Below are 26,994 nucleotides of genomic sequence, written 5' to 3' on the forward strand. Positions count from 1 at the left end.
GTTGTCCGTCCGGCGCCATCCCGTGGCAGCACCGGTGGCTTGAGTTTGAGCCTAAAGTCGCTGTCCCGTCTCCTTGTCGAAGACATGGACGGCCGCCTCGTTAATCGCAATGCGCAGCATATCGCCGGGGTTCACGTGAATGCGCTCATGGAACACCAGCGTGAGATCACTGCCGCCGAGGCGCGCGATCACCAGCGTCTCGGCGCCGGTGGGTTCGGTAACGACGACGGTTGCCGGAATACCCTCGGGGTCGAAGCGCACGTGTTCGGGCCGCAGGCCATAGACCAGTGCCTTGCCCTTCGCCGCATCGACGGGCTTGGCGAGCGGCAGCGCGGTTCCGTCTGCCGTGAGAAAGGTCTTGGGGTCAGTTGGGGAAATGGTCCCCTCGATCATGTTCATCGCTGGGGAACCGATGAATCCCGCGACGAACAGATTGTTGGGCCGGTCGTAGAGATCGAGCGGCGCGCCGATCTGTTCGACGATGCCATCATGCATGACCACGATCTTGTCGGCCATGGTCATGGCTTCGATCTGATCGTGTGTGACGTAGACAGTTGTTGTCTTCAGGCGCTGGTGAAGTTCCTTGATCTCCACGCGCATCTGGACGCGCAGCTTAGCATCGAGGTTGGAAAGCGGCTCGTCGAAGAGGAACACTTGCGGATTGCGGACAATGGCGCGGCCCATGGCGACGCGCTGACGCTGGCCGCCAGAGAGCTGGCGCGGGTAACGGTCGAGCAATTTGGTGAGGCCGAGGATTTCAGCCGCTGGCTTCACCCTCGATTCGATTTCGGATTTCGGAACGCCATTCATCAGCAGCGAGAAGCCCATGTTCTCGGCGACCGTCATATGCGGATAGAGCGCATAGTTCTGGAAGACCATGGCGATGTCGCGCTCTTTCGGCGGCATCCTGTTCACGACCTTTCCGCCAATGCGGACTTCACCAGCCGTGATGTTCTCAAGCCCTGCCAGCATGCGGAGCAACGTCGACTTTCCGCAGCCCGAAGGCCCGACGAGAATCACGAATTCTCCATCGGCTATGTCGATGTTCACGCCCTTGATGATGGGGGTGGCGCCGAATGACTTTCGGACATTGACAAAATCGACTGGCGCCATTGGCATCCCCATTCCGTTCAAGCACCGGCATTCAGTTTCGTGCTGTTGTATCCATCATGCAGGTAACATGATGGTTGTGCCGGTCAGATTCAATTTGTCGAACGATCGCCGCCTGGTGTCAAGTTTTCATGCCTGACACCAAGCCCCGTGTGCGTTTGTGGTCACACCATGGAAGATGCAATGACCTTTCAACTTCAGCCGATGATGCGCGCGAAAGTTGGCGATGGCCGCATCACGGTTTCCGTCAATGCAGGGTCGGTGTGGTAGTATCCGCCAAGGTCCGCGGGCTTTCCCTGCGCCGAGGAGATTTCAGCAGCGATCTTCTGCTCGTTTTCCGCGAGCGCCTTGGCAATCGGTGCGAAATGCGCCGCGAGTTCGGCATCGTCCTTCTGTGCTGCGAGAGCCTCAGCCCAGTACATCGAGAAATAATAGTGGCTGTCGCGATTGTCGGTCTGGCCAACCTTGGCGCCGGGCGACTTGTTGTGGTCGAGCACACCTTGTGTCGCCGCATCGACAGCGTTGCCCAGCACCCGCGCCTTGGAATTGCCCTTGGCATTGGCGAGGAACTTCAGGCTTTCCCCCAACGCGCAGAACTCGCCCAGCGAATCCCAGCGCAGATGGTTTTCTTCCATCAGCTGCTGCACGTGCTTTGGCGCAGAGCCGCCGGCACCGGTCTCGAACATGCCGCCGCCGTTCATCAGCTTCACGATCGAGAGCATCTTGGCGGATGTTCCAAGCTCGAGGATCGGGAAGAGGTCCGTCAAATAGTCGCGGAGCACGTTTCCAGAGACGGCAATGGAGTTTTTGCCCTGGGTTATCGTCTCGAGCGAAAGGCGCGTGGCCTCTCGCGGGGCGAGAATCTGGAACTTGTCCGCTACACCCGCCGCAGCGAGGATCGGCTTCACATACTTGATCAGTTCCGCGTCATGCGGGCGCGTTGCATCCAACCAGAAGATGGCCTGGCAGCCCTCTTCCTTCTGGCGCTCGATGGCAAGCTTCACCCAATCCTCGATGGGCGCCTTGCGCGTGGTGGCCGCGCGCCAGATGTCGCCCTTCGACACCTTGTGCTCGTGCAGCACGTCGCCATTCGCCAGCACAAGCCTGACAGTGCCATCCGCGGGGATTTCGAAGGTCGTCGGGTGCGAGCCGTATTCCTCGGCCTTCTGCGCCATGAGGCCGATGTTCTGGACGGTTCCGGCGGTCGATGGATTGAACGCGCCGTTCGCCTTGAAGAAGCTGATCGCCTCATCGTAGATCGAAGCGTATGAACTGTCGGGGATCACGCAGTTGGTGTCGGCGGCCTTGCCGTCCGGCCCCCAGCCCTTGCCGCCAGCGCGGATCAAGGCCGGCATCGAGGCATCGACGATCACGTCTGATGGCACATGGAGGTTGGTGATGCCCTTGTCGGAGTTCACCATGTAGAGCGGCGGCCGGGCTTCGATCACGGCCTTGATGTCGGCCTCGATTTCAGCGCGCTCAGGCATGGTCGCAACCTGGTCCATCAGCGCGCCGAGGCCGGAATTCGGGTTCACCCCTGCCCTTTCAAGCGCCGCACCATGCTTCTCGAAGACGGGCTTCAAGAAGGCTGCGACCGCATGGCCGAAGATGATGGGGTCGGACACCTTCATCATCGTGGCCTTCAGGTGGATCGAGAACAGCACGCCGTTGCGTTTCGCGCCTTCGATCTGCTCGGTCAGGAACTGGCTCAGCGTACGCGCGGACATGAAGGTCGTGTCCACAACCGTACCGGCGTGAAGGTTCACGCCAGATTTCAGCACGACGGCAGAACCATCGGCCTTCACCAGTTCGATCCGGGCGGCACCGGCCTGCGCTTGGTCAAGCGTTGCGGATTTTTCGTTCGCGCGGAAATCGCCGCTGGACATGGTCGAGACATAGGTCTTGCTGTCGGCCGTCCACTTGCCCATCGAATGCGGGTTGGCCTTGGCATAGTTCTTCACCGCAATCGCGGCGCGCCGGTCGGAATTGCCTTCGCGCAGGACGGGATTGACGGCAGAGCCCTTGATGGCGTCGTAGCGGCTGCGGATCTCCTTTTCTTCGGCAGTGGCAGGGTCCGCAGGATAGTCCGGAATGTCGTAACCTTGTGATTGCAATTCCTTGATGGCGGCCATGAGTTGCGGTTCGGACGCCGAAATGTTCGGAAGCTTGATGACGTTCGCTGCGGGACTTTTCACCAGTTCACCGAGTTCGGCCAGATCGTCCGGCTGGCGCTGTGTTGCCGTCAACTTCTCGGGGAAGGCGGCGATGATGCGCCCTGCCAGCGAAATATCCTTGGTACCGACCGAAATCCCCGCCGGGGCCGTGAAGGCCCGGATGATCGGCAGCAGCGATGCGGAGGCGATCTGCGGCGCTTCGTCGACCTTGGTGAAGATGATGTCGGGGACAGAACGATCAGTCATTTTCCGAGCCTTTCCTTGATGCCGCTCGCGTCATAACGGGCCGTGCAGACAAGGTCCACACGACAAATTGCTAACGCCTGCGAGGGGATGGCGAGCCTCGTGAAGCACGCCACCCATAAATGCGGAATGTTGCGGAGGGCAGAACGCCCGGGCGTCAGACGACCTTGACGGAGAGCGAGCCCAGGCCTTCGATCATGGCGTCAATCTTGTCGCCCTTGACGACCGGGCCGACGCCCGAGGGCGTTCCGGACATGATGATGTCGCCCGCCTGCAATTCGAAATATTCGGAGAGATAGGAAATCATTTCCGGCACTTTCCAGATAATCTGGTTCATGTCGCCTTCCTGCTTGAGGGCGCCATTGACCTTCAACTCGACGCGGCCGGCCGTTGGGTGGCCGACTTTCGTTGCGGGATGCAAGGGACCGACAGGGCCCGAGCGTTCGAAGGCCTTGCCGATTTCCCACGGGCGGCCCTGCTTCTTGGCTTCGCCCTGCAGGTCGCGCCTGGTCATGTCGAGCGCCACCGCATAGCCCCAGACGTGATCGAGCGCCTTGTCTACGGGAATGTTCGTGCCGCCCGACTTCAGCGCGACGACGAGTTCGACTTCGTGATGAACATCCGAGGAATGCGGCGGATAGGGAAACTCGCCCGACGAATCGAGGTTGTTCGGATTCTTCTGGAAGAAGAAGGGCGACTCGCGATCCGGATCATGTCCCATCTCGACCGCGTGGGCCGCATAGTTGCGCCCGATGCAGTAGACACGGCGAACCGGGAACGCGCCCCCGCCGCTAACTGGAATGGAGGGGACGGGCGGCGCAGGAATCACGAAGTCGGCCATGTAACACCTCTTGGCAAGAATGATGACACCGGAGCCTATAGCAGGCAGGACGGCAAAATCAATCCCTGCCAATACGAGTATCATGATGGCATCGGCGATCAATCATAGATTGGTTCATTATTTTATTGAGAAACGAACGGAACCATGTCATGAATTGGTCAACCAATTTGAGACCAATGCCTGATGTCAATACAGATGAACGGCAATTCCGATCCGGTAGCGCGGCTCCGCAGCTACATTGCTGACGGCGGTTTCACGCAGGGCGTCCGGTTGCCGCCTGAGCGTCACTTGACCGACGAGCTCGGCATGACTCGCGCAACGCTTCGGAAGGCCCTTGGCGCGCTTGAACGCGACGGGGTGATCTGGCGGCATGTGGGCAAAGGTACCTTCATTGCCGATGGCAGCCCGCAAGCGCCCAGCAACGCGACCGTCGAGCTTGGCCGTCAACTTACGCCCTTCCGCATGATGCGGGCCCGCATGGCGATCGAGCCTGCCATCGCGCGGGAAGCGGCGGTCAATGCATCGGGCGATACGCAGATGCGAATGCAACGCGCGCTCGAACGCTCGAAGGCGGCGGCGACCTGGCGGGAATATGAAATCCAGGATGATATCTTCCACCGCACGGTGGCGGAGGCGAGCGACAATCTTTTGCTGCTGACGCTGTTCGACCAGTTGAACGGCGTTCGTCGCGCGGTTGCCTGGGGCAACGTGACCCGGCGCAGCGCCCAGCCCTCGCCCGACCATTCGAGCTTCGCCGAACATGATGCGATTGCGGCGGCGATTGCCAACCGCGATCCGGTGGCAGCTTACGAATCGATGCGGGGACACCTGCGCTCCGTATCGCAAAGACTTTTTGGAGAGGGTTGAACAGCGCCGGCCCGTTGCAGAAGAAGGCGAACGCCCCGCACGGGAGACTATCGAACGTCACGCAAAAACTCAGGGAGGTTGAGTCATGAACTACTTCGTCAAGAAACTTGCAGGCCTGGTGCTTGCAACCGGAATGATGGTATCGACGGCCTATGCCGACAAGATCCGCATTGCGCTGGCAGAGCCGCCATCGGATGAAACCGCGGCGTTCTTCGTGGCACTCGAGCGGGCCAAGGCCAATGGCCTCGACTATGAATGGACGGCATTCGCCGACGAGGAACTGGCCATTCAGGCCGTGCTGAGCGGCGACATGGATATCGCGTTCGGAACGCCCTATGCGGCGATGCAGCGCTCCAAGGCGCCGCTCCGCATCATCTTCCAGCTTTCGCGTCTGGTGTTCTTCCCGGTCACCACCAAGGAATTCACCAAGCTCGAGGACCTGAACGGCCAGCCGATCATGCTGCACTCGCGCGGCGGCGGCACGGATTCGATCGCCAACGTCATCGAGCAGCGCGCAGGCATCAAGTTCGGCGACCGCTCCTATGTGCCGGGTTCGAACAACCGCGTCGTGGCCATGATCGCCGGACAGGCGAAGGCAACGATTCTTGACCTGTCGAACAAGAACAAGATCGTGGCGCAGGCGGGCGACAAGTTCCATGCGTTGCCGATGTTCGAAGTGAAGGCGAGCGATGAAGCGCTCTTCGCCAACCTGAACTGGATCCAGAACAACGAGAAGGCGGTCAACATTTTTGTCGATGCGCTGCACAGCACGTGGACCGACATGATGAAGGACCCGACCATCATCCGGAAAGAGACCAAGGCTGATGGCCCCATCGGCCAGCTCCCCGAGGAAGTGCTCGCCGAACTCGACGGCTTCTACAAGGATGCGGTCGAAGGCGGTCTCTACGATCCGAACGGCGGTGGCCGTGAGGCAGCGAAGGCCGACATGGAATGGTACACCGGTGCTGGCCAGCTTGAAGGCGATCCGGCCACATTGAACATCGAAGACTTCTGGTACTTTGCTCCGCTCGACGCGGCGATGAAGTAATCCAGCACAGGCTTTGAACTGCCGGCCGGACAACCGGCCGGCAGATTCCCATCTTTTCAACAGGACAACCGGATCGGCATTGATGAAACACCGCTCGCTGCTTCTGAAATTGCTGTCGGCAGTGATCGTCTTCGGGGCATGGGAAATCGCGGGCCGCATTCCCGTGAGCTATGCCTTTCCGACCTTCAGCGACTCCATGATGTCATTGGCCCGGATGGTTTTCGATGGCTCCATTTTCGTGGCTTACGGTGAAACACTTCGGCCTCTTGCAGTCGGGCTCGCAATCTCCGCCGTTGCAGGAATTGGCCTCGGCCTGTGGATCGGGCTCAGCGCGCGTTTCGACTGGCTGTTTTCTCCCATTTTCGTCGTCATGCAGGCCGCACCACTTGCCGCACTCATTCCCATCCTCGTGATGGTCTACGGCATCGGGCTCACATCCAAGGTATTCGTCGTCTGCATCATGGCGATGCCGGTGATCGTGCTGAACACCGCAGGTGCTGTCCGCAACACGCCGGCCTCGATGAAGGAAATGGCGACCTCCTTCATGGCGAAGGACCGCGACGTGCTGCTGAAGATCATTCTGCCCGCAGCTTCGCCCATCATCTTCTCGGGCCTTCGCCTCGGCGTATCGGCGGGCTTTATCGGCGCGATCCTGTCGGAACTGAAGATCACGCCGACGGGCGTTGGCGACATCATCACCTACAGCCGTTCGATTGCCGATTATCCCAGCATGTATGCGGCGATCTTTTCCATCATCCTCCTTGCGGTTCTGTTCCTGAACCTTCTGGAGAAGCTTGAAAATGTCCTGTTTGAAGGAAACAACCGTGGCTATGTCTCAGATTAAACCGGCCGGACCGCAGATCGTGGCGCCTGCCGCCGACAGCGCGGTCTCGGTCAAGAACGTGTCCAAGTCCTATCAGGAAGTGGAAGCGCTCAAGAACCTGTCGCTGGAGTTTCCGCGCGGCGAACTGACCTCGCTGCTGGGGCCATCGGGCTGCGGAAAGACCACGCTGCTGAAAATCATCGCGGGGCTTCTGAAGCCGTCATCGGGCGAAGTGATTGTCAACGGCAAGACGGTCACCGCGCCCGGCCCGGACCGCGCCTTCGTGTTTCAGGACTTCGCCCTGCTCCCGTGGGCGAACGTGATGCGCAACGTGGCCTTCGGGCTCGAACTGCGCGGTGTTGCCAAGTCGGAGCGTGAGGCGATAGCTGAGAAATACATTCGTGAAGTGGGCCTTGCAGGTTTCGAGAAAAAGTATCCGCACCAGCTTTCGGGCGGCATGCGCCAGCGCGTCGGCCTTGCGCGCGCCCTCTCGGTCGATGCACAGGTGCTGCTGCTGGACGAGCCGTTCTCCGCTGTTGACGAGCAGACGCGGCGGAAGTTCCAGGAAGACCTCCTGTCGCTCGTCGCCAACGAAAAGAAGACCTTCATCTTCGTCACGCACTCAATCGAGGAGGCGGTCTATGTCTCCGACCAGATCGCGATCCTCTTGCCGCGCCCGAGCCGCGTTTCCGAGATCATCCGCCCGTCGAGCTTCAGGGGCAAGGGCGTGAACAATATCCGCCGTGACCCTGAGTATCTCGATATCGTGGACGAGATCTGGGCCTCGCTGCGCAGCTACGTGGAGTGACGGGTGGCATGACGCTTTTTGGAATGAGGCTTCCCGCCATGTCATCGCTGCTCATCTGGGCAGCGTTGTGGGAGATCGTCGGGCAGTTGAAGCTCACCTTCTTCGTGCCGCCGTTTTCGACCGTCATCATGACGCTCTTCAAACTGCTTCCCACGCCCGCATTTCTCAACGCGCTGGGTACCACAGCCTATGCCTTCTGGATTGGCGTTGCGTTTTCCATCGTCATCGGCATTCCCGTTGGTATCCTCATGGGAAAGAACCGACTGATCGACGAGTTGCTGCTTCCCTGGGTCAATATCTTCCTGTCGGCGCCGCTCACCGCGCTGGTCCCCGTCCTCATGGTGCTGTTCGGGTTTGGCACCAAGACCATCGTCATCACGACGACTCTCTTCGCGATCTGGATCATCATCCTCAATGCGCGGGCGGGCGTGCTGCAGATCAACCGGTCGCTCGTCGAAATGGGCCGCAGCTTCGGCGCCTCACCCATGGACGCCTTCTTCAAGATCTATTTCTGGGCGGCATTGCCGGAAATCCTCGGCGGCGTCCGAATTGGCGTTATCCGCGCGGTGAAGGGCGTCATCATCGGACAGTTGCTGATCTCGATCGTCGGCTTCGGCGCGTTGTTCGAACTTTATGCCAGCAACTTCCTGATGGCCCAATTCTGGGCGGTGCTGATCGTGCTGTTTGGGCTGGCCTTCACGATTTCCGAATTCCTGGCCCATCTCGAACGCAAGGTTTCCTATTACGCTGCGTCGCGATAGGTTCGGGCTCACAAACATCGAAAGAGATGACGACATGACTGCGACACTCGCGGGGCTTTTGGCCGGTACGGATGCCAACTCATTTGCAATCGGTGCGCCGGGCCGCGCATGGCTGACTTACGGGGCCTTGCGTGAACTGGCAGCACGTGTTGTCGAACAACTGCACAGTTTCGGCATTGGCGCCGGCGACAGGGTTGCCATCGTACTGCCGAACGGCCCGGAGATGGCGACGGCCTTCATCACTATCGCACAAGCCGCGGTGACGGCACCACTGAACCCTTCCTACAGGCTGGAGGAGTATTCCTTCTACCTTGAAGACCTGAAGGCCAAGGCGCTGGTCGTCATGGCGGGATATGAAGGCCCTGCCGTTGTGGCCGCCGAGTCAGGTGGTATCCCCGTGCTGCGTGTTGAAACACGGCCCGATTTTCTTGCCGGACAATTCAGTCTTTCCGGTCCCTCTGCCCAGGCATCCAGTACTGCGGCGCCAGGCCCTGATGACGTCGCCTTGATCCTCCACACGTCTGGCACCACATCGCGGCCCAAGATCGTGCCTCTGCTGCAGCGGAACCTCGTGGCATCGGCATGCAACATCGGCGCTTCACTGGCGCTCACCCCTGCGGACCGCTGCCTCAATGTGATGCCGCTGTTTCACATTCACGGGTTGATCGCGGCGGTGACGTCCTCGCTCGCCGCCGGAGCATCGATCTGGTGCGCGCCCGGCTTCGACGCCCTGAAATTCTTTGGCTGGATGAAGGACGCGCAGCCGACGTGGTATACGGCTGTGCCGACCATGCATCAGGCAATCCTCAGCCGCGCGGCCCGCAACCAGGATGTGATCGATGCGGTGCCCTTGCGGTTCATCAGGTCGTCCTCGGCATCGCTTCCCGCACAGGTGATGCTGGCTCTGGTCGACGCGTTCAAGGCCCCGGTGATCGAGGCCTACGGCATGACGGAAGCCACCCACCAGATGGCAAGCAATCCGCTGCCGCCGCGCGCACAGAAGCCGGGATCGGTCGGGCTTGCCGCAGGCCCAAAGGTGCGGATCGCGCATGAGGTCGAGAACCGCCTGGTCGACGGTACAGGCGAGATCGTGATTTCCGGGCCCAACGTGACACCGGGCTACGAAGGCAATCCGGATGCAAACGCCAAGAGCTTCTTCGAGGCCGAGGGCGAAAGATGGTTTCGCACCGGCGACCAGGGCGCGCTCGACGATGAAGGCTACCTGAGCCTCACCGGACGCCTGAAGGAAATCATCAACCGCGGCGGCGAGAAGATCAGCCCGCTCGAAGTCGATGGCGTGCTGCTGGACCATCCGGCAATCGTGCAGGTGGTCGCCTTCGCCATGCCGCATCCGAAGCTTGGCGAGGAAGTCGCCGCCGCCGTGGTGCTCCGAGAAGGCCATACGGCGACCGAACGCGATATCCGCGATTTCGCGGCAAGCCGCATGGCGGATTTCAAGGTGCCGCGCCGCGTGATCATCCTCGATGAAATTCCCAAGGGTGCTACCGGCAAGCTGCAGCGCATCGGGCTCGCCGAGAAGCTTGGCCTCGCGGCGCAATGAAGATCTGCATCTTCGGCGCGGGCGCCATCGGCGGCTACATGGGCGCAAAGCTGGCGCAAGCCGGGGCGGATGTGAGCCTCGTGGCGCGTGGGCCGCATCTGGCGGCGATGCAGGCAAAAGGCCTTACTCTCGTTGAAGAGGGCAAAGACCCTGTGAGCGTGACTGTCCGAGCCAGTGCCGATCCGGCCGAGCTCGGCGTCCAGGATTATGTGATCGTTACGCTGAAGGCACACTCGGTTCCACCTGTCGTCGGCGCCATGCTGCCGCTGATCGGAGAACACACAACGATCGTCAGCGGCGTCAATGGCGTGCCGTGGTGGTACTTCCACAAGATCGGCGGGCCGCTCGAAGGCACAAGGCTTCACAGCGTCGATCCCGGCAATGCGCAGTGGGACGGCTTCGGGCCTGACCGCGTGCTGGGCTGCGTCGTCTATCCGGCGGCGGAGGTGAGCACGCCCGGCACCATCCACCACATCGAGGGAAATCGCTTTTCCCTTGGTGAACCAGACGGGTCGAAGTCGGACCGTGCCGTGGCGCTGTCACAAGCGCTGCAATCCGCAGGGCTGAAAACCCCCGTGCGGCCACGGCTGCGGGATGAAATCTGGGTGAAGCTGTGGGGGAACCTGTCGTTCAACCCGATCTCGGCCCTCACGCATGCGACGCTCGACGTGCTCTGCACCGACCCGGGCACCCGCGACGTCGCCCGCCGCATGATGATCGAGGCGCAGGAGATCGCTGAAAAACTTGGCGTCATATTTCCCATCGACGTCGAACGCCGCATCGACGGCGGCGCTGCAGTCGGAGCGCATCGGACGTCCATGCTTCAGGATCTTGATGCGGGACGGCCAATGGAAATCGACGCGCTGATCGGGTCGGTCCAGGAACTGGGCAGGATCACGGCGACCCCCACACCCACCATCGACACGGTTCTGGCCCTTGTCACCCTCCGGGCCCGCGTTGGCGGATTGTACTGATCGGCGATCCCGCTACCGGGTGAGGTCGTCGAGTTCCTGCGGCAGTTGGATGCCGGGATTGATGGCGCGGGCGCGAAGGGCGAGGTCCCTGGCCTTGTCTCGATCGCCCTGAATGTAGTGACCGATCGCGGCCAGAACATAACCATCGGTGTTGTCCGGCTGAAGCTCCATGGCCTTGCCTGCGGCTTCCAGCGCAAGCGGTATATCACGGGCACGAAGGGCTGAGGACGCAATCCGCAGCCAGGCCTCGGCATTGGAAGGGTCGATGGCGATGATGCGGCGATACCAGCCGATGGCGCGGGCGTCCTGGCCCTTCCGCTGTTCCCGATTGCCGCGCTCGATCAGGAGCGCGATGCTGGAAGGCAGATAGCCCATGGCCTGCTGCAGGTAGGCCTCCGCCCCCTGCTCGTCTCCAAGTGCCGATTTCAGCCGGGCGAGCGTGAGCCAGGCCTGTTCCAGTTGCGGGTCTAGGTCGGTTGCCCGGCTGAAGGCTGCTTCCGCCTCATTCCAGCGCCTCATGCTGAGCGCCAATCCACCAAGCGCCAGATGAGCTTCTGGCATGTCGGCGTTGGCAGCGCGAGAGTCCATGTATTCCTTGAGGGCTTTGCCGAAAGCCGCTTGATCTTGTTCGTTCAACGCAGAACGGTCGGACGCTGCCAGTTCAGCCGCCGCCGCTTGCCGGACAGCCCGCACGGGATCGGAGAGAAGCAGCTTCACCAGTTCGATCTTTCGGGCCGGGTCGCCATAGCGGGTAAGGCCGATGGCGGCGTTGCGCACCAGCGGGTCGGGGTCTTGCAGCAATGGCATGAGGCTCGCGTCAATGGCATCCGTAGCGGCATCTGCCAAAAGCGAGGCGGCTGTGGCGCGGACGATGGCGGGACGATCGAGGTTCAGCGCATAGGTCTTGAGGGACTCGAGTGTGGCAGCCGTTCGATCGCCGCCGTTGAACGCGATGAAGGCTGAGCGATCCTGCCAGTCATGGTTTCGCTGCGGAAACCAGCCGGTAATGGCGGCATTGGCCCACTCCGCGGTCTTATCAGTATGGCAAGTGGTGCAGGCATCAGGCGAGCCAGCCGCCTTTGACTGCAAGGGATCGGGCATGCGGAAGAAATGGTCGCGGCGCTTGTCGGTCACCATGTAGGCGCGGTCCGGCATGTGGCAGGTGACGCATTGCGCGGCCTCGCTGTCCGCCTTGTGGTGATGGTGGGTCGGCGTGTCATAGGAACGCCGCGCGAGGCTCGGGAACTCGGTGTTGCCCGCCTCGCTGTGGCACTGGGTACAAACCGCATTTCCCTCGGCCACAAGCTTGCCGCCATGCGGCTCATGGCAGTTGGAACAGGTGACGCCCTTGGCCTTCATCTTCGACTGCAGGAACGAGCCGAGAATGAAGACCTCGTCCTGCTGCTGGCCATCACCAAAGTAAAGATTGGGCCGCAGCAGCATGAGATTGTAATGGTCGGCGAATGTGGCACCCACGGGCGCGCTCTGTTGCGAGAAGGCCTCGCGCCGTGAATGGCAGGGACCGCATGCGGCAAGCTCGTTCGCCTGCTGGCTGGGGCCGAGCTTCATCAGGGACTTCGGCAGCTGAGTCGACGAACCGTCCTTGGTCTTGCGGGCTGCTGCGACGTGATCGCTTGCCGGGCCGTGGCAGGATTCGCAACTCACCGTGAGTTCCGACCAATGGCTCTTGTAACTTTGCGATGCGGCATCGAGGCCCTTGTCAAAACCGGTCTGATGACAGTCGGCGCAGCGGGCCTGCCAATTCTTGTAGCTGCCGGTCCAGTGCATGCCGTTTCTAGCGGCGACATCGTCATTCGGATAAAGGTGATACCAACGGCGGTTTTCAGTATCCCAGGCCGTGTCGAGAGCCTGCAGGCGCCCCCCTTCGGTCTCCACCAGATATTGCTGAAGCGGCCGCACGCCCACAGCGTACCTGACCTCGAATTCCTTCAGCTTGCCGTCCTTGCCATCGGTCTCGACGAAGTAGCGCCCGTCGCGCTGAAAGAAGCGTGAGGTTACGTCCTTGTTGGTGAAGGTAATACCACTGAAATCACCGAGCACATTCTCAGGTGAAGGTTCCCGCAGCGCCCAGCCATGGTCAGACTTCGTCCAGGCTTCAGTTTCCGCCGCGTGGCATTCGGCACAGGCCGCGCTGCCGGCGAAAGACTGCGGTTCGGCATGCGCCGACGCGGCTCCGCACAAGACGAGAAACGCCGCCGCGAACCAGGCCGTGATCGAGAATCTCGTCATACAGGGACGCTAGCCCGCCGGGGCCTCTCCTCCAAGTGCCGAGAGTTGATCACGCCTTCGGGAAGACCTCAAGCCAATCGCTTTTCATGTCCACCACCAGCCAGCCTGCCGCAGGCGCCGCGTCCAATGCCTTGTCCAGCTGGCCGATGTGAGAGTCACGGTCGTATGCGTACTCACGCTCGGCGTCCGTGTGATGGACGATCATGCCGAAGCGCGGGCCTGTTCCTGATGTCGTCCACTGCAGCATCTGCAGGTCGCCATCTGAATTTCCGGCCGCGAAGACAGGGCGCTTGCCGATGAACTTGTTGATGCCCACCGGCTTGCCGTCCTTGTCGTCGATGAAGTCGATCTTGGGCAGGCGCATCAATTCCGGCTTGCCGTCCAATATCTCGAATTTTGTAACGATGCTGGAGCCGATCAGCTGCTCCGGCGGGATGCCATAGGTACGCTCCGCGAAAGTGCGCATGAATTCGATGCCGCCGCCCGACACGATCCAGGTCTGGTAGCCATTGGCACGCATGTAAGCCAGGAGTTCCAGCATGGGCTGATAGACCAGCGAGTCATAAGGCCTGTCGAAACGCGGGTGCCGCGCTGTCTTCAGCCATTCAGCCACGATCGCCTGAAATGCGTCGACGCTCATCCCGGCATGAGTTTCCATGACGATCTCGAGCAGGCCATGTTCGCCTTGCGCCATCAGGCCCCTCATGTCGCCTGAGAGCAGGCTCTTGTAGGGCTCTTGGTCTTTCCATTCAGGATGGTCCGGCGCCATCATCTTGATGCGGTCGAAGGCAAATGCGGCCTGGAAGTAGATGGGGTTCTCGCACCACAGCGTTCCGTCATTGTCGAACACGGCAATTCGATCCGCAGGCGCCACATAGTCGGGGCCGCCTTCGGTTGTGGTGGCCGTCACGAAGTCGACGATGCGTTTGAGAGCGGGGCCATCTTTCCACGAGGGCAGCGGGACAGCGCCATTTGCCGATGCAAGCCGGGTGACCGCCAGCGTGGCGGTGGCTGCAAGTGCAAGGCGCAGGGCCTCGCGCCGGGATATGTCGGCCATGATCAATTCTCCGGAACGGGTTGGGCGGTAATCCGAAAGGCCGGGACCATAGGCCCCGGCCTGACTTGCATCACGTTATCAGTTGTTGCCCGGCTTCATGACTGTTTCCATCACGCGCTCCAGGTTGAAGCTGCCCGGCTTCTGGCGTGGCGGGAACTCCTTGAAACTCTGCAGCCACTGGCCGACATAGGCTGCAGCCGGAGCGATCAGGAACATGCGGTCCATGTACCAGCGCTGATAGCCCATCGCATTCTCATGCTCGGCCCGCTCGAACGGGTCCATGCGGAGGTTGGTGAGGAGCGGTGCGCGAAGTTCCGTGAAAGGCTCCTGCCAGACGCGAAGGCCTTCGGCATCCTGCTTCAGGAAGGTCACCTTCCAGTTGCCATAGCGAAGGGCCGCGACGCTGCCGTCATCGGTCCAGTAGATGAACTCCTTGCGGGGCCATTCGGACTTGCCCTGCAGGGCCGGACCAAGGTCATAGCCGTCGAGATGGACCTTGTAGTCGCGGTTGCCGATCTTCTTGCCCTTGAGGAGTTCTTCCTTGGCATTCGAGTTACCACCTGCTGCCACCAGGGTCGCCAGCATGTCCTCATGCGCGGCGATGTCATTGACGACGGTGCCCGGCTTGATCACGCCCGGCCACTTGATGACGGTCGGAACGCGGTAGCCACCTTCCCAATTGGTGTTCTTCTCGCCGCGGAACATCGTGGTTCCGCCATCGGGCCATGTGAAGGTCTCGGCGCCGTTGTCGGTCGAGTACATGATGATGGTGTTGTCCTCGATGCCAAGCTCCTTCAGCTTGGCGAGCAACTGCCCGACGTGGCCATCATGCTCGGCCATGCCGTCGGCATAGATACCCAGGCCGGTTTTGCCTTCCGACTCTGCCTTCAGATGGGTGAAGACATGCATGCGGGTGGAGTTCCACCACACGAAGAAGGGCTTGTCGTCCTTGTAGGCCTTGTCGATGAAGCCCAAGGCCGCGGTTGTGACTTCGTCGTCCACCGTTTCCATGCGCTTCCTGGTGAGCGGACCTGTATCTTCGATCTTCTGGGTACCATCGGGCAGAGCCCAGGAGTGCATGACGCCGCGCGGACCGAACATCTTCTTGAATTCGGGCGACTTCGGATAATCGGGGTTCTCAGGCTCTTCTTCGGCGTTGAGGTGATAGAGATTGCCGAAGAACTCGTCGAAACCGTTGTTGGTCGGCAGCATCTCGTCGCGGTCGCCAAGATGGTTCTTACCGAACTGGCCAGTGACGTAGCCCTGCTCTTTTAACAGCGTAGCAATCGTCGGATCCTCGATCTTCATGCCCTCGGGAGCCCCCGGCAGGCCGACCTTGGTAAGGCCGGAGCGGATCGGCGACTGGCCCGTGATGAAGGCGGCACGGCCGGCTGTGCAGCTCTGCTGGCCGTACCAGTCGGTGAAGAGCGCGCCCTGCTCCGCGATCGAGTCAATGTTGGGCGTCTTGTAGCCCATCATGCCGCGATTGTAGGCGCTGATGTTGAAGCCGCCGATGTCGTCGCCCCAGATGACGAGAATGTTCGGCTTCTTCGTTTGGGCCAAAGCCGCCCCAGTGGCTGTCACTCCCGCCGCAAGCAGACAGGCGGCGAACAGCGTGAGGCTTTTCGCGAGGCTCATCTTTTTCAAAATGTTTCTCCATTGATTTCAAGATCGCAGTTGATCACGCGTGTCGACAGCATACCCGGCAATCGCCGTCGCCTGCCGGTTCCGATCAGCGCACGTGCCGTCGAGTTTGTCGAGCTTTTCTGTTGTTGGTCACAGGTTTCCCGTCGCGTTCCTCCAGCGGGACAAATAGCAACTTCCATGATATAGCTTGTTCAAACTGTGGAGTTTGGCCAGTATTGAACAATCCAACGCACAAACAATTGCAGCTGGCACCTCTTGATGCCACCGGCTGGTTGTCCGAACAGCCGGAGGACTTCAAGAACTGGGCGGCGCGCGTCGGGCGGTGGCAGCACTATCGCGCTGGCCAGTTCGTTTACATGGCTGGAGATGCTGCAGACGGCGTTTATGGGCTGGCATCCGGCGGGCTGGAGATCACATTTCCCCTGGTGGGTGGAGAGCCGGTGGTGATCTATCGTGCTGAGCCCGGTTTCTGGGTCGGCGAGCAGGCCGGGTTCTCTGCGAGTCCCAGAACAATCAGCCTTATGGCCGCCGTGGAAAGCCGCATTCTCCATCTGCCCTCACGCGCCCTTGAAGCTCTGGTCGCAGAGCAGCCGAAGCACCTTTTGTCTTTCTACAAGCTGTGTGCCATCAACCTCACCAATGCGATCACCCTGCTCTCCGAAACACTTGCGCTTACTGTTCGTGCGCGCGTCTGCCGGAGACTTCTCAAGCTCACAGAGGGCCGGTCCGAAGCCGACCTCACGCAGGACGATCTGGCGAAACTTCTCGGCGTGGCGCGCGCCACCTTGCGGCCCTGCCTCAACGACCTCACGGCGCAAGGGGCCATCGAACTCGGTTACCGCAAGATACGGGTGCTCAATCCAGCCCTTCTCGCCCTCTACAAGGACGAGCAGTAGCTCAACCCTTTGCGACGGCGGCCACGTGTTTCGAGAATTCGGGTGACGCCATCAGCGCCTTGCAGCGCTCGAAGCGGTTCGTCGCATAGGCCCAGAAATCGTCGACCGGGTTCTGGTTGGCGTGCTGGATCAATCCCCAAAGCGTCCAGAGCAGGTCGCACATCGCCTTGTAGATGACGATGCGGCCGCGGTCCGTTGCCGATGGCTCGCCGCCGAAATAGGCGCGGATCATCTCCTCCTCCTGGCCGGCTGAGAACTCCCCTTCGACACAAAGGTCGCCCAGGTCCCACATGGGGTCGTTCATGCCGGAATATTCCCAGTCGACCAGCCACATGCGCTTGCCCGTATCGAGGAAGTTCTCGCAAAGCGGATCGCAGTGGCAGGCCACCAGTGGCAGCGGATGCGCATTCAGCGCCGCTCGGACTGACTCGGCGTCCTTCACGACATCATGGTAGCCGGCGGGAAGTTCGATGTCCTTCGTCGCGAGAACCTTGAGGTATTCGTCGATCATGGCGAAAAGCTCGAAGCGGAAACTGAACTTCGCATCGGAGGAATGTAGCCTGCGGAAAACCTCGCCCGCCCGTGCCGGAGCGCCTGCGATGGACTTGAAATTGGCGGCCGACATGGTGACGGCGCGGTCGATCAGGTGGGTCACCAATATGCCCTTCGCCACATCGACATACACAACACCCGGACTGACGCCGGCGCGGGCTGCTTCCTTCGCGGCCTGTGCCTCGTTGGCGCGGTTGATGTATTCCTCTGTGCCTTTCCCCGGCAGGCGCAACACATATTGCTCGCCGCCGTGGTCGACCCGGAACACCAGATTGGTGAGACCGCCCAGCCGCGTGACGTCGATTTCGGTTTCGTCCAGATGCCAGAACATCTGGATGTGGCGGAGCGCTTCACGCGCCTGTTCGATGTCTTCGCTTTCCAAGGTCAGCTCCTCAGCCGTTCCATCTTTGCATCATAAAGACAGCGCGGGCCCCGCGTTGCCGCATATCCCTTGCCGAACGCCTCGATGGTGAAGCTCTTCTGCTCTGCTGCATCGATTGGGAGATATCCGAAGGCAATGGACTTCTGAAGCGTGTGGCCGAAACCCACGCTCGATGTGGAGCCCACGACCTTTCCATCGAGAATGATGGCCTCGCCGCCATGGAGGGGGGCGAAGCCGTCGATGGTAAAGGAACAGAGCTTGTGGGTTACGCCTTCCGTCTTGATCCGCTGCAAGGCCTCGCGGCCGATGAAATCACCCTTGTCGAGTGCCACGGCAAAACCAAGCCCTGCTTCATAGGGATTGTAGTCGGGCGTGATGTCGCCTGACCAATAGAGGTAGCCCTTTTCCATCCGGCATGAATCAATCGCGCGGTATCCGGCATTCACGATATCGAAGCGGCGGCCCTCGCCGTTGATGAAGTCGTACAGCCGCGGCGCAAATTCCTGTGGAATATAGAGCTCATAACCGAGTTCCCCCACATAGCCGATGCGTACGGCCAGCACCCTGGCATAAACCAGATCGATCCATCTCGCCGCCAGAAATGGAAATGCGGCATTCGACAGGTCATCGTCGCTCAAGGCCTGGAGAACCTCGCGGGCATGCGGTCCACACACGTTCAGCACCGCAAAGCTGTTGGTCACGTCTCTTATCGATACGGTCGGGGGAAGATGCCGGGCGACCCATCCGGAGTCTCGCACCCCGAATCCCGAACCGGTGACCAAATAGAAATGATCCGGCGCATCATGAACGATCGTCACATCGGCCTCGATGCCGCCACGCGCGTTGCACAGCTGGGTGTAAATGGCCTTTCCGGGTTCACCGCCGATGTCGTTCGCGCAAATGCGCTGCATCGCGGCCTCGGCGCCCTGCCCTGAAATCTCGAACTTGGAAAAAGATGTCTGGTCGATGATGGCCACCCGCTCGCGAATGGCGCGGTGCTCATTGGCGACATGATCGAACCATCCGGGCTTGCCTTCGAAGGACGGATAATCGCCCCGATCAACACCATCGGGCACGAAATGGTTGGGACGTTCCCACCCCATCTTCGAGCCGAAAACGGCACCCGCCTTCTTAAGCCGCGAATGCACCGGCGACATCCGAAGCCCGCGCCCGGCCTGTGCCTCCTCGCCCGGCCAATGGATCTTGTAATAGGCCGCATAGGCCTCGATGGCGCGGTCCTCGAGATAGAGCGGCTGCGCCTGCAACGCAGAAAAGCGGCGGACGTCGAAGGGCCAAAGGTCCATGCCCGCATCGCCGTGCAGGATGAGGTTTGACATGGCGAGGCCGGCACCGCCCGATGCGGCAATCCCCGCGGTGAAGCCGCATGCCACGAACAGGTTCTCGAAACCCGGCGCCAGACCCATGATGGGTTCGCCATCGGCTGAGACGGGAATGGGGCCATTGATGATGGTCTGGATGCCGATCTCGTTCAGCACCGGCAGCCGGGTCGAAGCGGGAAGCGCAAAGCGCTCCAGCCGCTCGAGATTGGACTCCAGCAATTCGCGGCCAAAGGAAAATGGCGGAAGCCCACGATGGAAACCCTTTGACCCATCCTCCCAGCCGCCGATGGCAAAGGAGCCGGTGTCGGGCTTGAGGTAGAAGTTGTTGTCGGGGTCACGCAGCGTGGTGAGGCCTGGATCGAAGGAGAGTTTCTTTTCAGTCAGGAAATACTGATGCTCGACGATGCCTGCGGCGAGTTCAAGCCCTGCCATGCGGCCCACGCGCTTGGCCCATAAACCGGCGCAGCTGACGAGGATGTCACAGGCGATGGAACCGCCATTGGTAACGACGCCCGCAACGCGGCCATTCTCGTGAACGATCTCCTCGACGCACACGCCCTCCTCGATCCGCGCGCAGTTCATGCGCGCGCCCTTGGCATAGGCCATGGTGAGCGAATAGGGATCGATGTACCCATCGCCCGGAATGAAGGCCGCCCCTTCGATGCCGTCCGTGGTGATATATGGAAAGTGCTTCTTGGCTTCGTCCGCCGAGAGTGAGTGGCATTCAACCCCAAAGCTCTTGGCCTGCCCCATCGAGCGCCTGATTTCGCTCCAGCGGGCGGGAGAGCCCGCGAGTCTGAGCGAACCCACCTTCTTCCAGGAGATCGCCTGATCGGTTTCCTTTTCCAGCCTGTCGAACACGGCGACCGAATTCTGCATCAGGCGCGTGAGGTTCTTCTTGCCGCGCAACTGCCCGACGAGGCCCGCCGCGTGCCATGTGCAGCCATGGGTGAGCTGCGCCTTCTCGACAAGCAGCACGTCCCGCGCACCATCGCGGGCCAGATGATAGGCAAGCGAGGTGCCGATTGCACCGCCGCCGATGACGAGGATGTGGACGTGCCTGTCCGCCCGGAAATTCACGACTTCACCCGCGCGTTGGTGGGATCATAAAGCGGCTCAAGGTGGACATTCGCCTTTACCACGTCCTTCGCCACCACGAGTTCATAGGTGCCGGAGCGCAAATAATCCGCCGTGACACCGGCGGCATTGCGCACATAACCATATCCGATCGGTTTTCCCACCGTGTAGCCATATCCTCCGCTGGTGAGATAACCAGCAAACTCCCCGTTGCGCAGGATCGTTTCGCGGCCGACGAGCACCACGTCGTCGCGCTCGGTAGTGAAACAGGCCAGCATCTTCGTCAATGGCTGCGACAACACCTTCTCGCAGGCCGCGCGGCCAATGAAATCCTGGTTTGACTTGAGCTTCACGGCCCAGCCGAGGCCTGCGTGAAAGGGCGTGTCGTTGGGGGTGATGTCAGACCCCCAGGCGCGGTATCCTTTTTCCAGCCGCAGGGCTTCCAGCGCGCGGTAACCGGTGGGCACGAGCCCCTGCGTGCCGCCCGCCACCATCAGCGCATCGAAGACATTGCCGATGGCGTTGATGGGCGCATGGAGTTCCCAGCCGAGTTCACCGACATAAGTGACGCGAAGCGCCCGGACTTCTGTCCCTGCAATGGCGATGGAACGGACATGGCCAAACGAAAAAGCAGCGTTGCTTATGTCGGCAGTCGTCACCTTGGCCAGAATGCTGCGCGAGGCTGGCCCCATCAGCGAAAGTGTGCCCCAGTCTTCGGTGACGTCGACAAGTTTTGCATCAAGGCCCGGTTTCACATGGTCGGCGATCCACCCGAAATCATGCGTGCGGAATCCGGTGCCGGTCACGATATAGAAATGATCGTCCGCAAGCTGGGCAATGGTGAGGTCGCATTCGATGCCACCACGGGTGTTGAGCATTTGCGTGTAGGTGAGCCGCCCCAGCCCGCGCGCCACGTTGTTGGCCGAAATGAATTGAAGCGCTTCGGCGGCGTCGCGCCCCTTCATCTCATACTTGGCGAAGGAGGACTGGTCGAACACCCCTGCCCGTTCACGAACCGCCTTGTGTTCTTCTCCTACCGCATCGAACCAGTTCTGGCGGCCCATGGAATAGATGTCTCGCGGCTCCGTTCCCTCAGGCGCAAACCAGTTGGGCCGCTCCCAACCCAGCTTGGAGCCGAAGCAGGCATTGAGATTCTTCAGCCTGTCATAAAGCGGCGAGACGATACGCGGACGGCCACTTGCATATTCCTCATGCGGGAAGCCGATGGTGTAGTGCTTGCCATAGGCTTCAAGTGTCCGTGTGCAGGTCCAGTCGCGGTCCTTGTGGAGGTCGGAGAAGCGGCGGATGTCGACCACCCACAGGTCCATTGGCGCTTCGCCCTTCGCCGCCCATTCCGCCAGCACCCAGCCGGCACCGCCACCAGACGCGATGCCGAACGCGTTGAAGCCCGCGCCCACATAGAAGTTCTTCAGCTCCGGTGCCGCGCCCAAAATGAAGTTGCCATCTGGCGTGAAGCTTTCGGGCCCGTTGATCATCTTCTTGATGCCAGTGTTGGCCAGAGCGGGAACGCGGGCCAGAGCCTGCCCCATGTGCTGCTCGAAGTGGTCCCAGTCATCATCGAAGAGTTGGAACTCGAAATCATCCGGCACGTCGCCTGTCGTCCAGGGAACAGGGTCTGGCTCGTAGCCGCCGAAGACGAGGCCACCCACTTCTTCCTTGAAATAGGTGCGGCGGTCGGGATCGCGGAGCGTTGCCGCGTCGGGCGAAAGGCCGTCGACCTTCTCGGTGATGACATACTGGTGCTTGACCGGTTGCAGGGGAACGGAAACACCCGCCATCGCGCCGACCTGCCGGGCCCATTGCCCGCCGCAATTGATGACGGTCTCGCAAGCGATCGTACCCTGACTGGTGCGGACCGCCTTCACACGGCCCTCGATGATGTCGAAGCCGAGGACGCGTGCACCCTCAACGATCTTCGCGCCGTGCATGCGGGCGCCCTTGGCCAGCGACTGTGCAATGTCGGACGGTGAAGCCTGCCCATCGGTCGGCAGCCATGACGCACCGACGAGATCGGACACGTCCATCAGCGGCCACATCCTTTTCACTTCTTCCGGTGAAACCAGATGCATCTCCATGCCAAAGCTTTGCGCCGTGGTGGCAAGGCGGCGATATTCCGTCCATCGGTCTTCATTCGTCGCGAGACGGAGGCAGCCCGTCATCTTCCAACCGGTTTCGAGGCCCGTCTCCGCATCCAGGCGCTTGTAGAGATCGACCGAGTATTTCAGGACCTGCGTGATCGAGGCGGAGGACCGCAGCTGCCCCACCAATCCCGCGGCATGCCAGGTGGAGCCGGAGGTGAGGCGGTTCTGCTCGAGCAGGACGACATCGGCCTTGTGGTCGCGCGCCAGATGATAGGCGGTCGAACAGCCGATGATGCCGCCGCCGATCACGACGAACTGGGCGTGTGCTGGAAGAGTCATGTCGATCCCATTGTCACAGAGTCTTGTTGCCGCGCGCCGCCGTTCAGGCGGTCACGCCTTGTCTTGCACGCATGCGCTTTACCCAGGCGGTGATGAGGCGGTCGGCGACGATGCCGATGAAGGCGATCACGAGGCCAGCCACCAAACCCCGTCCTGAATCAGCCTTGGCGAGGGCCTTGAACACTTCCTGCCCGAGGTCGCGGGTGCCAACCATGGCGCAGATGATGATCATGCTGAGGGCGAGCAGGATGGTCTGGTTGATGCCGAGCATGATTTCAGGCAGCGCCACGGGCAATTGCACATGGCGGAAGAGTTGCCACCGCGTGCAGCCTGTGACCTTCCCCGCCTCGATGAGATGCAGCGGCACCTGACGCAGGCCGTGATTGGTGTAGCGCACGGCGGGAACGATGGCGAAGGCCACGGTGGCGATCATGGCAGTGACATCGCCCACGCGGAACAGCATCACGACGGGAATGATGAAACAGAAGGACGGTATGGTCTGCAGCGTGTCGATGATGGGTGTCACCACGGCCTGCACACGGTCGCTGCGCGACGCCCAGAAGCCGATCGGGATGCCGAGGAGACAGGCCACCAGGGCCGAGGCGCCGCAGAGATAGAGCGTCTGCATCGCGGGAATCCAGAGGCCGGTGCTCGCGGCAAATGCCGTCAGTAGGCTGACGATGATGGTGAGGCCCCAGCCACCCAGCCGCCAGGCCAGAACAGCGAGGATGAGGAGCACGCCGAACCATGGCAATGCCTCGAAAGCCGCGCGCAAGGGATTGAGGAAATAGAGAAGCATGAACACGCGGCCTGCCTCGATGGCGTCGAACCAGTTCAGCGTGATCCAGTCGACGCCCATCTTCCAGTAGGGCGCGGTGGTGAGAGTCAGGCTCTCGGGGATCTTGTTGAAGCCGGGGATGACCAGCGCCAGGAGCGTGGTGCCGAGCAGAAGGCCCAGCACGATCACCAGATTGAGGTTCCGTGCCAGGAATCCCTGCTGAACGAGTGCGTCGGGCTTCTTGTGGGCAATAGCCTGGCTCAGCCGGTCGAGAACGATCGCGATGATGACAATGGCGAGGCCAGCTTCCATGGCCTGTCCGATCTTCAAGGCCCGAAGCGCCAGAAGCACATCGTAGCCCAACCCGCCAGCACCGATCATGGAGGCGATGATGACCATGTTGAGGGCCAGCATGATGACCTGGTTGACGCCGATCATCAGGGACGGCTTGGCAGCCGGCACCAGCACGCGCCAAAGCTTCTGTGAGCGTGTGCATCCCGCCATGTCGGCGAAGTCCTTGATCTCCTGCGGCACCTTGTTGAGGCCCAGCACGGTGGCGCGCACCATCGGCGGCGTGGCGAAGAGGCCGGTGGCGAGAAGCGCCGAGACGGGACTCGCGCCAAACAGCAGCAGCATCGGGATCAGATAGGCGAATGTCGGCATCGTCTGCATCAGGTCGAGCATTGGCGTGATGAGCCAGTTGTTGACCTTGGCCGAGCGATAGCCCCAGATACCGAGAAGAAGGCCCGTGATGACGCAGAATGGAACGCAGATGACGATCAGCGCCAAGGTGAGCATGGCATTGTCCCACACCTTGAACACTGCGAGCGCGAGAAAGCCGAGGCCGCACAGCAAGGCCAAGCGCAATCCGCCGTATAGCCATCCGAGCCACGCCATCACGAGTGTGATGCCAAGCCATGAAAGCCTTGGGAGTATATAGGCTTCCGGCCCCGCCCCCACCTTGAACCCCTTGGCAAGAAGGTTGAAGGCAAACTTCAACGGCACGTCAACGATGGCGGTCAGCGACCGGGTCAGCCATGAGAAATTGACCTTGACCCACGTCATCATCGTGGCAAGCCAGTCCTTGAACGGGATCACGGCCCAGTCGGGATAAACAGCAAGGCCGGGCAACAGATCACGAAGCAGGAATATTGCGAGGGCGGCAAGCAAGGTTGCGGGCACCAGCCACCGCAATGCGGATGAAGCCGGGGAAACAGCAGTCGTGCCAAGCGCCATGTCGCTCATGCGCGGACCTCAAGTCCCTTGCCGGAGAGAAGGTCGATCACCGCCCGGGGCGACACCTCCCCGATGATCGCGCCCTTTGCGTCGGCTACGGCAAACGGCGTGGGCGAGTCGACGATCTCTGCCGCGAAGGTGATGATCTTCGCCCTCGCCTCAACCGTCCTGTAGCTTGACGAAGCCGTTGAAGGCTCAGCCATGACGCTTTGAGCTGACAATACTTTTGCTCGATTCACATCGCGGGTGAATTCGGCGACGTATTCCGTGGCGGGGTTGAGCACCAGTTGCTCTGGCGTGCCGATCTGGATGATTTCACCATCCTTCATGATGGCAATGCGGTCGGCAAGGCGGATTGCTTCATCAAAATCGTGGGTGATGAAGACGATGGTCTTCTTCAACACGCTCTGGAGGCGCATGAGTTCGGACTGCATCTCCCGGCGGATCAGCGGATCGAGTGCCGAGAATGGTTCGTCGAGAAACCAGATTTCAGGCTCGACAGCAAGAGAGCGTGCAATGCCGACGCGCTGCTGCTGACCGCCGGAAAGTTCGGAGGGAAAACGTTGCTCGCGGCCTGTGAGGCTCACAAGATCGATCATCTGCCGCGCGCGGGCCTCGCGTTCTTCCCGGCCTATGCCCTGGATGAAAAGGGGGAAAGCGACATTCTCCAGCACATTCAAGTGTGGCAGCAGCGCGAAGTGCTGGAACACCATCCCCATCTTGTGGCGGCGGATCTCGATCAGTTCCTGCTCGCTGGCGCCCAGCAAGTCCCTTCCGTCAAACATGAGTTCGCCCATCGTCGGTTCGATGAGCCGCGAGAGGCAGCGCACGAGCGTCGACTTGCCTGAACCCGAGAGGCCCATGACGATGAAGATTTCGCCCTCGCGCACTTCAAGGGAAGCGCTTCGCACGGCGCCTACCAGGTGAGCCCGATCAAGGTCGGCGCCCGTCACCTGACCCTTGCGCTCCTCCATGAAGGCGCGGGCATTGGGGCCGAACACCTTCCACAGGTTCCGGCACGACAGCTTGACCGGGCGCGGATCAACCGCGCCCGTTTCGTGTTTGATCATGTACAGTCGCTCCGGGCTTATTGGGCCCAGGCCTTCCACTTGGCTTCGTTGGCATCCACCCAGGCCTTCGCGACATCCTCGATGGACTTGCCTTCGAGATCGACTTCTCCCGACATCTTGTTCAGTTCGGCAACGTCGATCTGGTAGGCCTTGGCAACCTTGTAGGCGACGGGCCACTTGTCCTTCATGCCGGCCCAGGAGAACTTCCAGATGTCGCCGAAGGGCTTGCCGCAATCATAGGCCTTGTCGGGATTGGAACCCCACTTCGGGTCGGTGTAGCATTCGGCCGTATATTCCGGGAACTGCACCCATTCGCCTTCATACTTGGCAGGCGCCCAGTGGGGCGAATAGACCCACAGCATGATAGGGGCCTTGCGCTGATAGGCCGAGTCGAGTTCGGCGAACATGGCGGCGTCGGTGCCGGCATGAATGACGGTAAAGGGCAGCCCGAGCGAAACGACGCGCTCGTCGTCGAAGCCTTCCCATGTGACGGGTCCGCCGAGGTAGCGGCCGTTCGGCGCGGTTTCAGCGGTGGAGAAGGCCTCGGCGCATTTCGGGTCCTTCAGGGCTTCCCAGTTTGGAAGGCCGGGGCATTTTTCCTTCATGTACATCGGATACCACCACTCTTCCTTGGCCTGCGGACCAAGGGTACCCAGGCGCTCCGTCTGTCCTGTGGCTTCGGAGGCCGTCATGGCCTCGCCCGCGGTCGTGTCCCAGTACTCGACGCCAACCGTGATATCGCCCGTCGTGAGGCTGGTGGTGAGCGAGGAGAGATAGTCGGATGTGGGATATTCAACGGTGTAGCCAAGCTTTTCGAGTATGCCACCGAGAATCTTGGCGTTGATGTTCACGCTGGTCCAGTCGAACAGCGCCACCTTGATCGGATCAGACGATTCGACGGCTTGGGCATTGAGCGGCGAAAGGACGGTCGCTGCGAGTGCCGCTGCCGCAAACACGGCTGATCTCCACGTATTCTTCCTGGTCATGTTTCCCTCGATCATTTTGTGTGACGGCTGCTCTCCGAACCGCCTTGTGTCGAATGTCGTCCCAAAGCTCTA

At 61.0% G+C, this 26,994-nt stretch carries 20 protein-coding genes; 8 read left to right on the forward strand and 12 right to left on the reverse strand.

The window, feature by feature from the left end; translation table 11 throughout:
- Positions 1 to 51: 51 nt before the first annotated feature.
- The 3 genes from ACEW8Q_RS05010 to ACEW8Q_RS05020 form a co-directional block, all read right to left on the reverse strand.
- Entirely contained in the window at positions 52 to 1,113 is a 1,062-nt protein-coding gene (locus tag ACEW8Q_RS05010) for an ABC transporter ATP-binding protein (RefSeq protein WP_373502957.1), read from the reverse strand.
- A 194-nt stretch (positions 1,114 to 1,307) separates the two neighbouring features.
- Positions 1,308 to 3,530: an NADP-dependent isocitrate dehydrogenase gene (locus ACEW8Q_RS05015; RefSeq protein WP_373502958.1), complete on the reverse strand. Its 2,223-nt coding sequence runs from the start codon at positions 3,528 to 3,530 to the stop codon at positions 1,308 to 1,310.
- Between the two features lie 154 nt (positions 3,531 to 3,684).
- Complete coding sequence (locus ACEW8Q_RS05020; protein WP_373502959.1) at positions 3,685 to 4,368, reverse strand: fumarylacetoacetate hydrolase family protein; 684 nt, start codon at positions 4,366 to 4,368, stop codon at positions 3,685 to 3,687.
- 183 nt (positions 4,369 to 4,551) lie between these two features.
- Here ACEW8Q_RS05020 and ACEW8Q_RS05025 point away from each other — a divergent pair, with 183 nt between their 5' ends.
- The 7 genes from ACEW8Q_RS05025 (at position 4,552) to ACEW8Q_RS05055 (ending at position 11,210) form a co-directional block, all read left to right on the forward strand.
- Positions 4,552 to 5,235, forward strand: coding sequence for a FadR/GntR family transcriptional regulator (locus ACEW8Q_RS05025; RefSeq protein ID WP_373502960.1), 684 nt, complete (start codon positions 4,552 to 4,554; stop codon positions 5,233 to 5,235).
- An 85-nt stretch (positions 5,236 to 5,320) separates the two neighbouring features.
- The gene (locus ACEW8Q_RS05030) at positions 5,321 to 6,283 is read left to right on the forward strand and encodes an ABC transporter substrate-binding protein (protein WP_373502961.1); all 963 of its coding nucleotides are present in this window, start codon (positions 5,321 to 5,323) and stop codon (positions 6,281 to 6,283) included.
- A gap of 82 nt (positions 6,284 to 6,365) precedes the next feature.
- Positions 6,366 to 7,127: an ABC transporter permease gene (locus ACEW8Q_RS05035; protein ID WP_373502962.1), complete on the forward strand. Its 762-nt coding sequence runs from the start codon at positions 6,366 to 6,368 to the stop codon at positions 7,125 to 7,127.
- Positions 7,114 to 7,914: an ABC transporter ATP-binding protein gene (locus ACEW8Q_RS05040; protein WP_373502963.1), complete on the forward strand. Its 801-nt coding sequence runs from the start codon at positions 7,114 to 7,116 to the stop codon at positions 7,912 to 7,914. Before ACEW8Q_RS05035 ends, ACEW8Q_RS05040 begins: the two co-directional genes overlap by 14 nt.
- A gap of 8 nt (positions 7,915 to 7,922) precedes the next feature.
- Entirely contained in the window at positions 7,923 to 8,675 is a 753-nt protein-coding gene (locus ACEW8Q_RS05045; protein WP_373502964.1) for an ABC transporter permease, read from the forward strand.
- 34 nt (positions 8,676 to 8,709) lie between these two features.
- A complete protein-coding gene (locus ACEW8Q_RS05050) occupies positions 8,710 to 10,236 on the forward strand; it encodes an acyl--CoA ligase (protein ID WP_373502965.1) in 1,527 nt (508 codons plus the stop codon).
- A complete protein-coding gene (locus ACEW8Q_RS05055; RefSeq protein WP_373502966.1) occupies positions 10,233 to 11,210 on the forward strand; it encodes a 2-dehydropantoate 2-reductase in 978 nt (325 codons plus the stop codon). Before ACEW8Q_RS05050 ends, ACEW8Q_RS05055 begins: the two co-directional genes overlap by 4 nt.
- Positions 11,211 to 11,222: 12 nt before the next feature.
- Here the strand turns inward: ACEW8Q_RS05055 and ACEW8Q_RS05060 are convergent, their stop codons facing one another.
- From ACEW8Q_RS05060 to ACEW8Q_RS05070, 3 genes are all read right to left on the reverse strand, one after another.
- A complete protein-coding gene (locus ACEW8Q_RS05060; protein ID WP_373502967.1) occupies positions 11,223 to 13,460 on the reverse strand; it encodes a multiheme c-type cytochrome in 2,238 nt (745 codons plus the stop codon).
- Positions 13,461 to 13,509: 49 nt separating this feature from the next.
- The gene (locus ACEW8Q_RS05065; RefSeq protein ID WP_373502968.1) at positions 13,510 to 14,517 is read right to left on the reverse strand and encodes an HAD family hydrolase; all 1,008 of its coding nucleotides are present in this window, start codon (positions 14,515 to 14,517) and stop codon (positions 13,510 to 13,512) included.
- 78 nt (positions 14,518 to 14,595) lie between these two features.
- Positions 14,596 to 16,155, reverse strand: a complete 1,560-nt coding sequence (locus tag ACEW8Q_RS05070; protein ID WP_373503024.1) for an arylsulfatase — start codon at positions 16,153 to 16,155, stop codon at positions 14,596 to 14,598.
- A 224-nt stretch (positions 16,156 to 16,379) separates the two neighbouring features.
- On the opposite strand from ACEW8Q_RS05070, the gene ACEW8Q_RS05075 reads away from it, so the two are divergent.
- Positions 16,380 to 17,060: a Crp/Fnr family transcriptional regulator gene (locus ACEW8Q_RS05075; protein ID WP_373502969.1), complete on the forward strand. Its 681-nt coding sequence runs from the start codon at positions 16,380 to 16,382 to the stop codon at positions 17,058 to 17,060.
- Between the two features lies 1 nt (position 17,061).
- On the opposite strand, the gene ACEW8Q_RS05080 is transcribed toward ACEW8Q_RS05075, so the two are convergent.
- Genes ACEW8Q_RS05080 through ACEW8Q_RS05105 form a run of 6 tightly spaced genes read right to left on the reverse strand, consistent with a single transcriptional unit; the run spans position 17,062 to position 26,922 of the window.
- Entirely contained in the window at positions 17,062 to 17,943 is an 882-nt protein-coding gene (locus ACEW8Q_RS05080) for a phosphotransferase (RefSeq protein WP_373503025.1), read from the reverse strand.
- Between the two features lie 53 nt (positions 17,944 to 17,996).
- Positions 17,997 to 20,414, reverse strand: a complete 2,418-nt coding sequence (locus ACEW8Q_RS05085) for an FAD-dependent oxidoreductase (RefSeq protein ID WP_373502970.1) — start codon at positions 20,412 to 20,414, stop codon at positions 17,997 to 17,999.
- Positions 20,411 to 22,852: an FAD-dependent oxidoreductase gene (locus ACEW8Q_RS05090; protein ID WP_373502971.1), complete on the reverse strand. Its 2,442-nt coding sequence runs from the start codon at positions 22,850 to 22,852 to the stop codon at positions 20,411 to 20,413. The genes ACEW8Q_RS05085 and ACEW8Q_RS05090 overlap by 4 nt, the downstream gene beginning before the upstream one ends.
- Before the next feature lie 43 nt (positions 22,853 to 22,895).
- On the reverse strand, positions 22,896 to 24,875 hold the full coding sequence (locus ACEW8Q_RS05095) for an ABC transporter permease (protein ID WP_373502972.1): 1,980 nt from the start codon (positions 24,873 to 24,875) through the stop codon (positions 22,896 to 22,898).
- The gene (locus tag ACEW8Q_RS05100; protein WP_373502973.1) at positions 24,872 to 25,936 is read right to left on the reverse strand and encodes a glycine betaine/L-proline ABC transporter ATP-binding protein; all 1,065 of its coding nucleotides are present in this window, start codon (positions 25,934 to 25,936) and stop codon (positions 24,872 to 24,874) included. The genes ACEW8Q_RS05095 and ACEW8Q_RS05100 overlap by 4 nt, the downstream gene beginning before the upstream one ends.
- A gap of 17 nt (positions 25,937 to 25,953) precedes the next feature.
- Positions 25,954 to 26,922: an ABC transporter substrate-binding protein gene (locus ACEW8Q_RS05105; RefSeq protein ID WP_373502974.1), complete on the reverse strand. Its 969-nt coding sequence runs from the start codon at positions 26,920 to 26,922 to the stop codon at positions 25,954 to 25,956.
- Positions 26,923 to 26,994: the final 72 nt, after the last annotated feature.

It is taken from the genome of Aestuariivirga sp., from assembly GCF_041738905.1.
Lineage (GTDB): Bacteria > Pseudomonadota > Alphaproteobacteria > Rhizobiales > Aestuariivirgaceae > Aestuariivirga.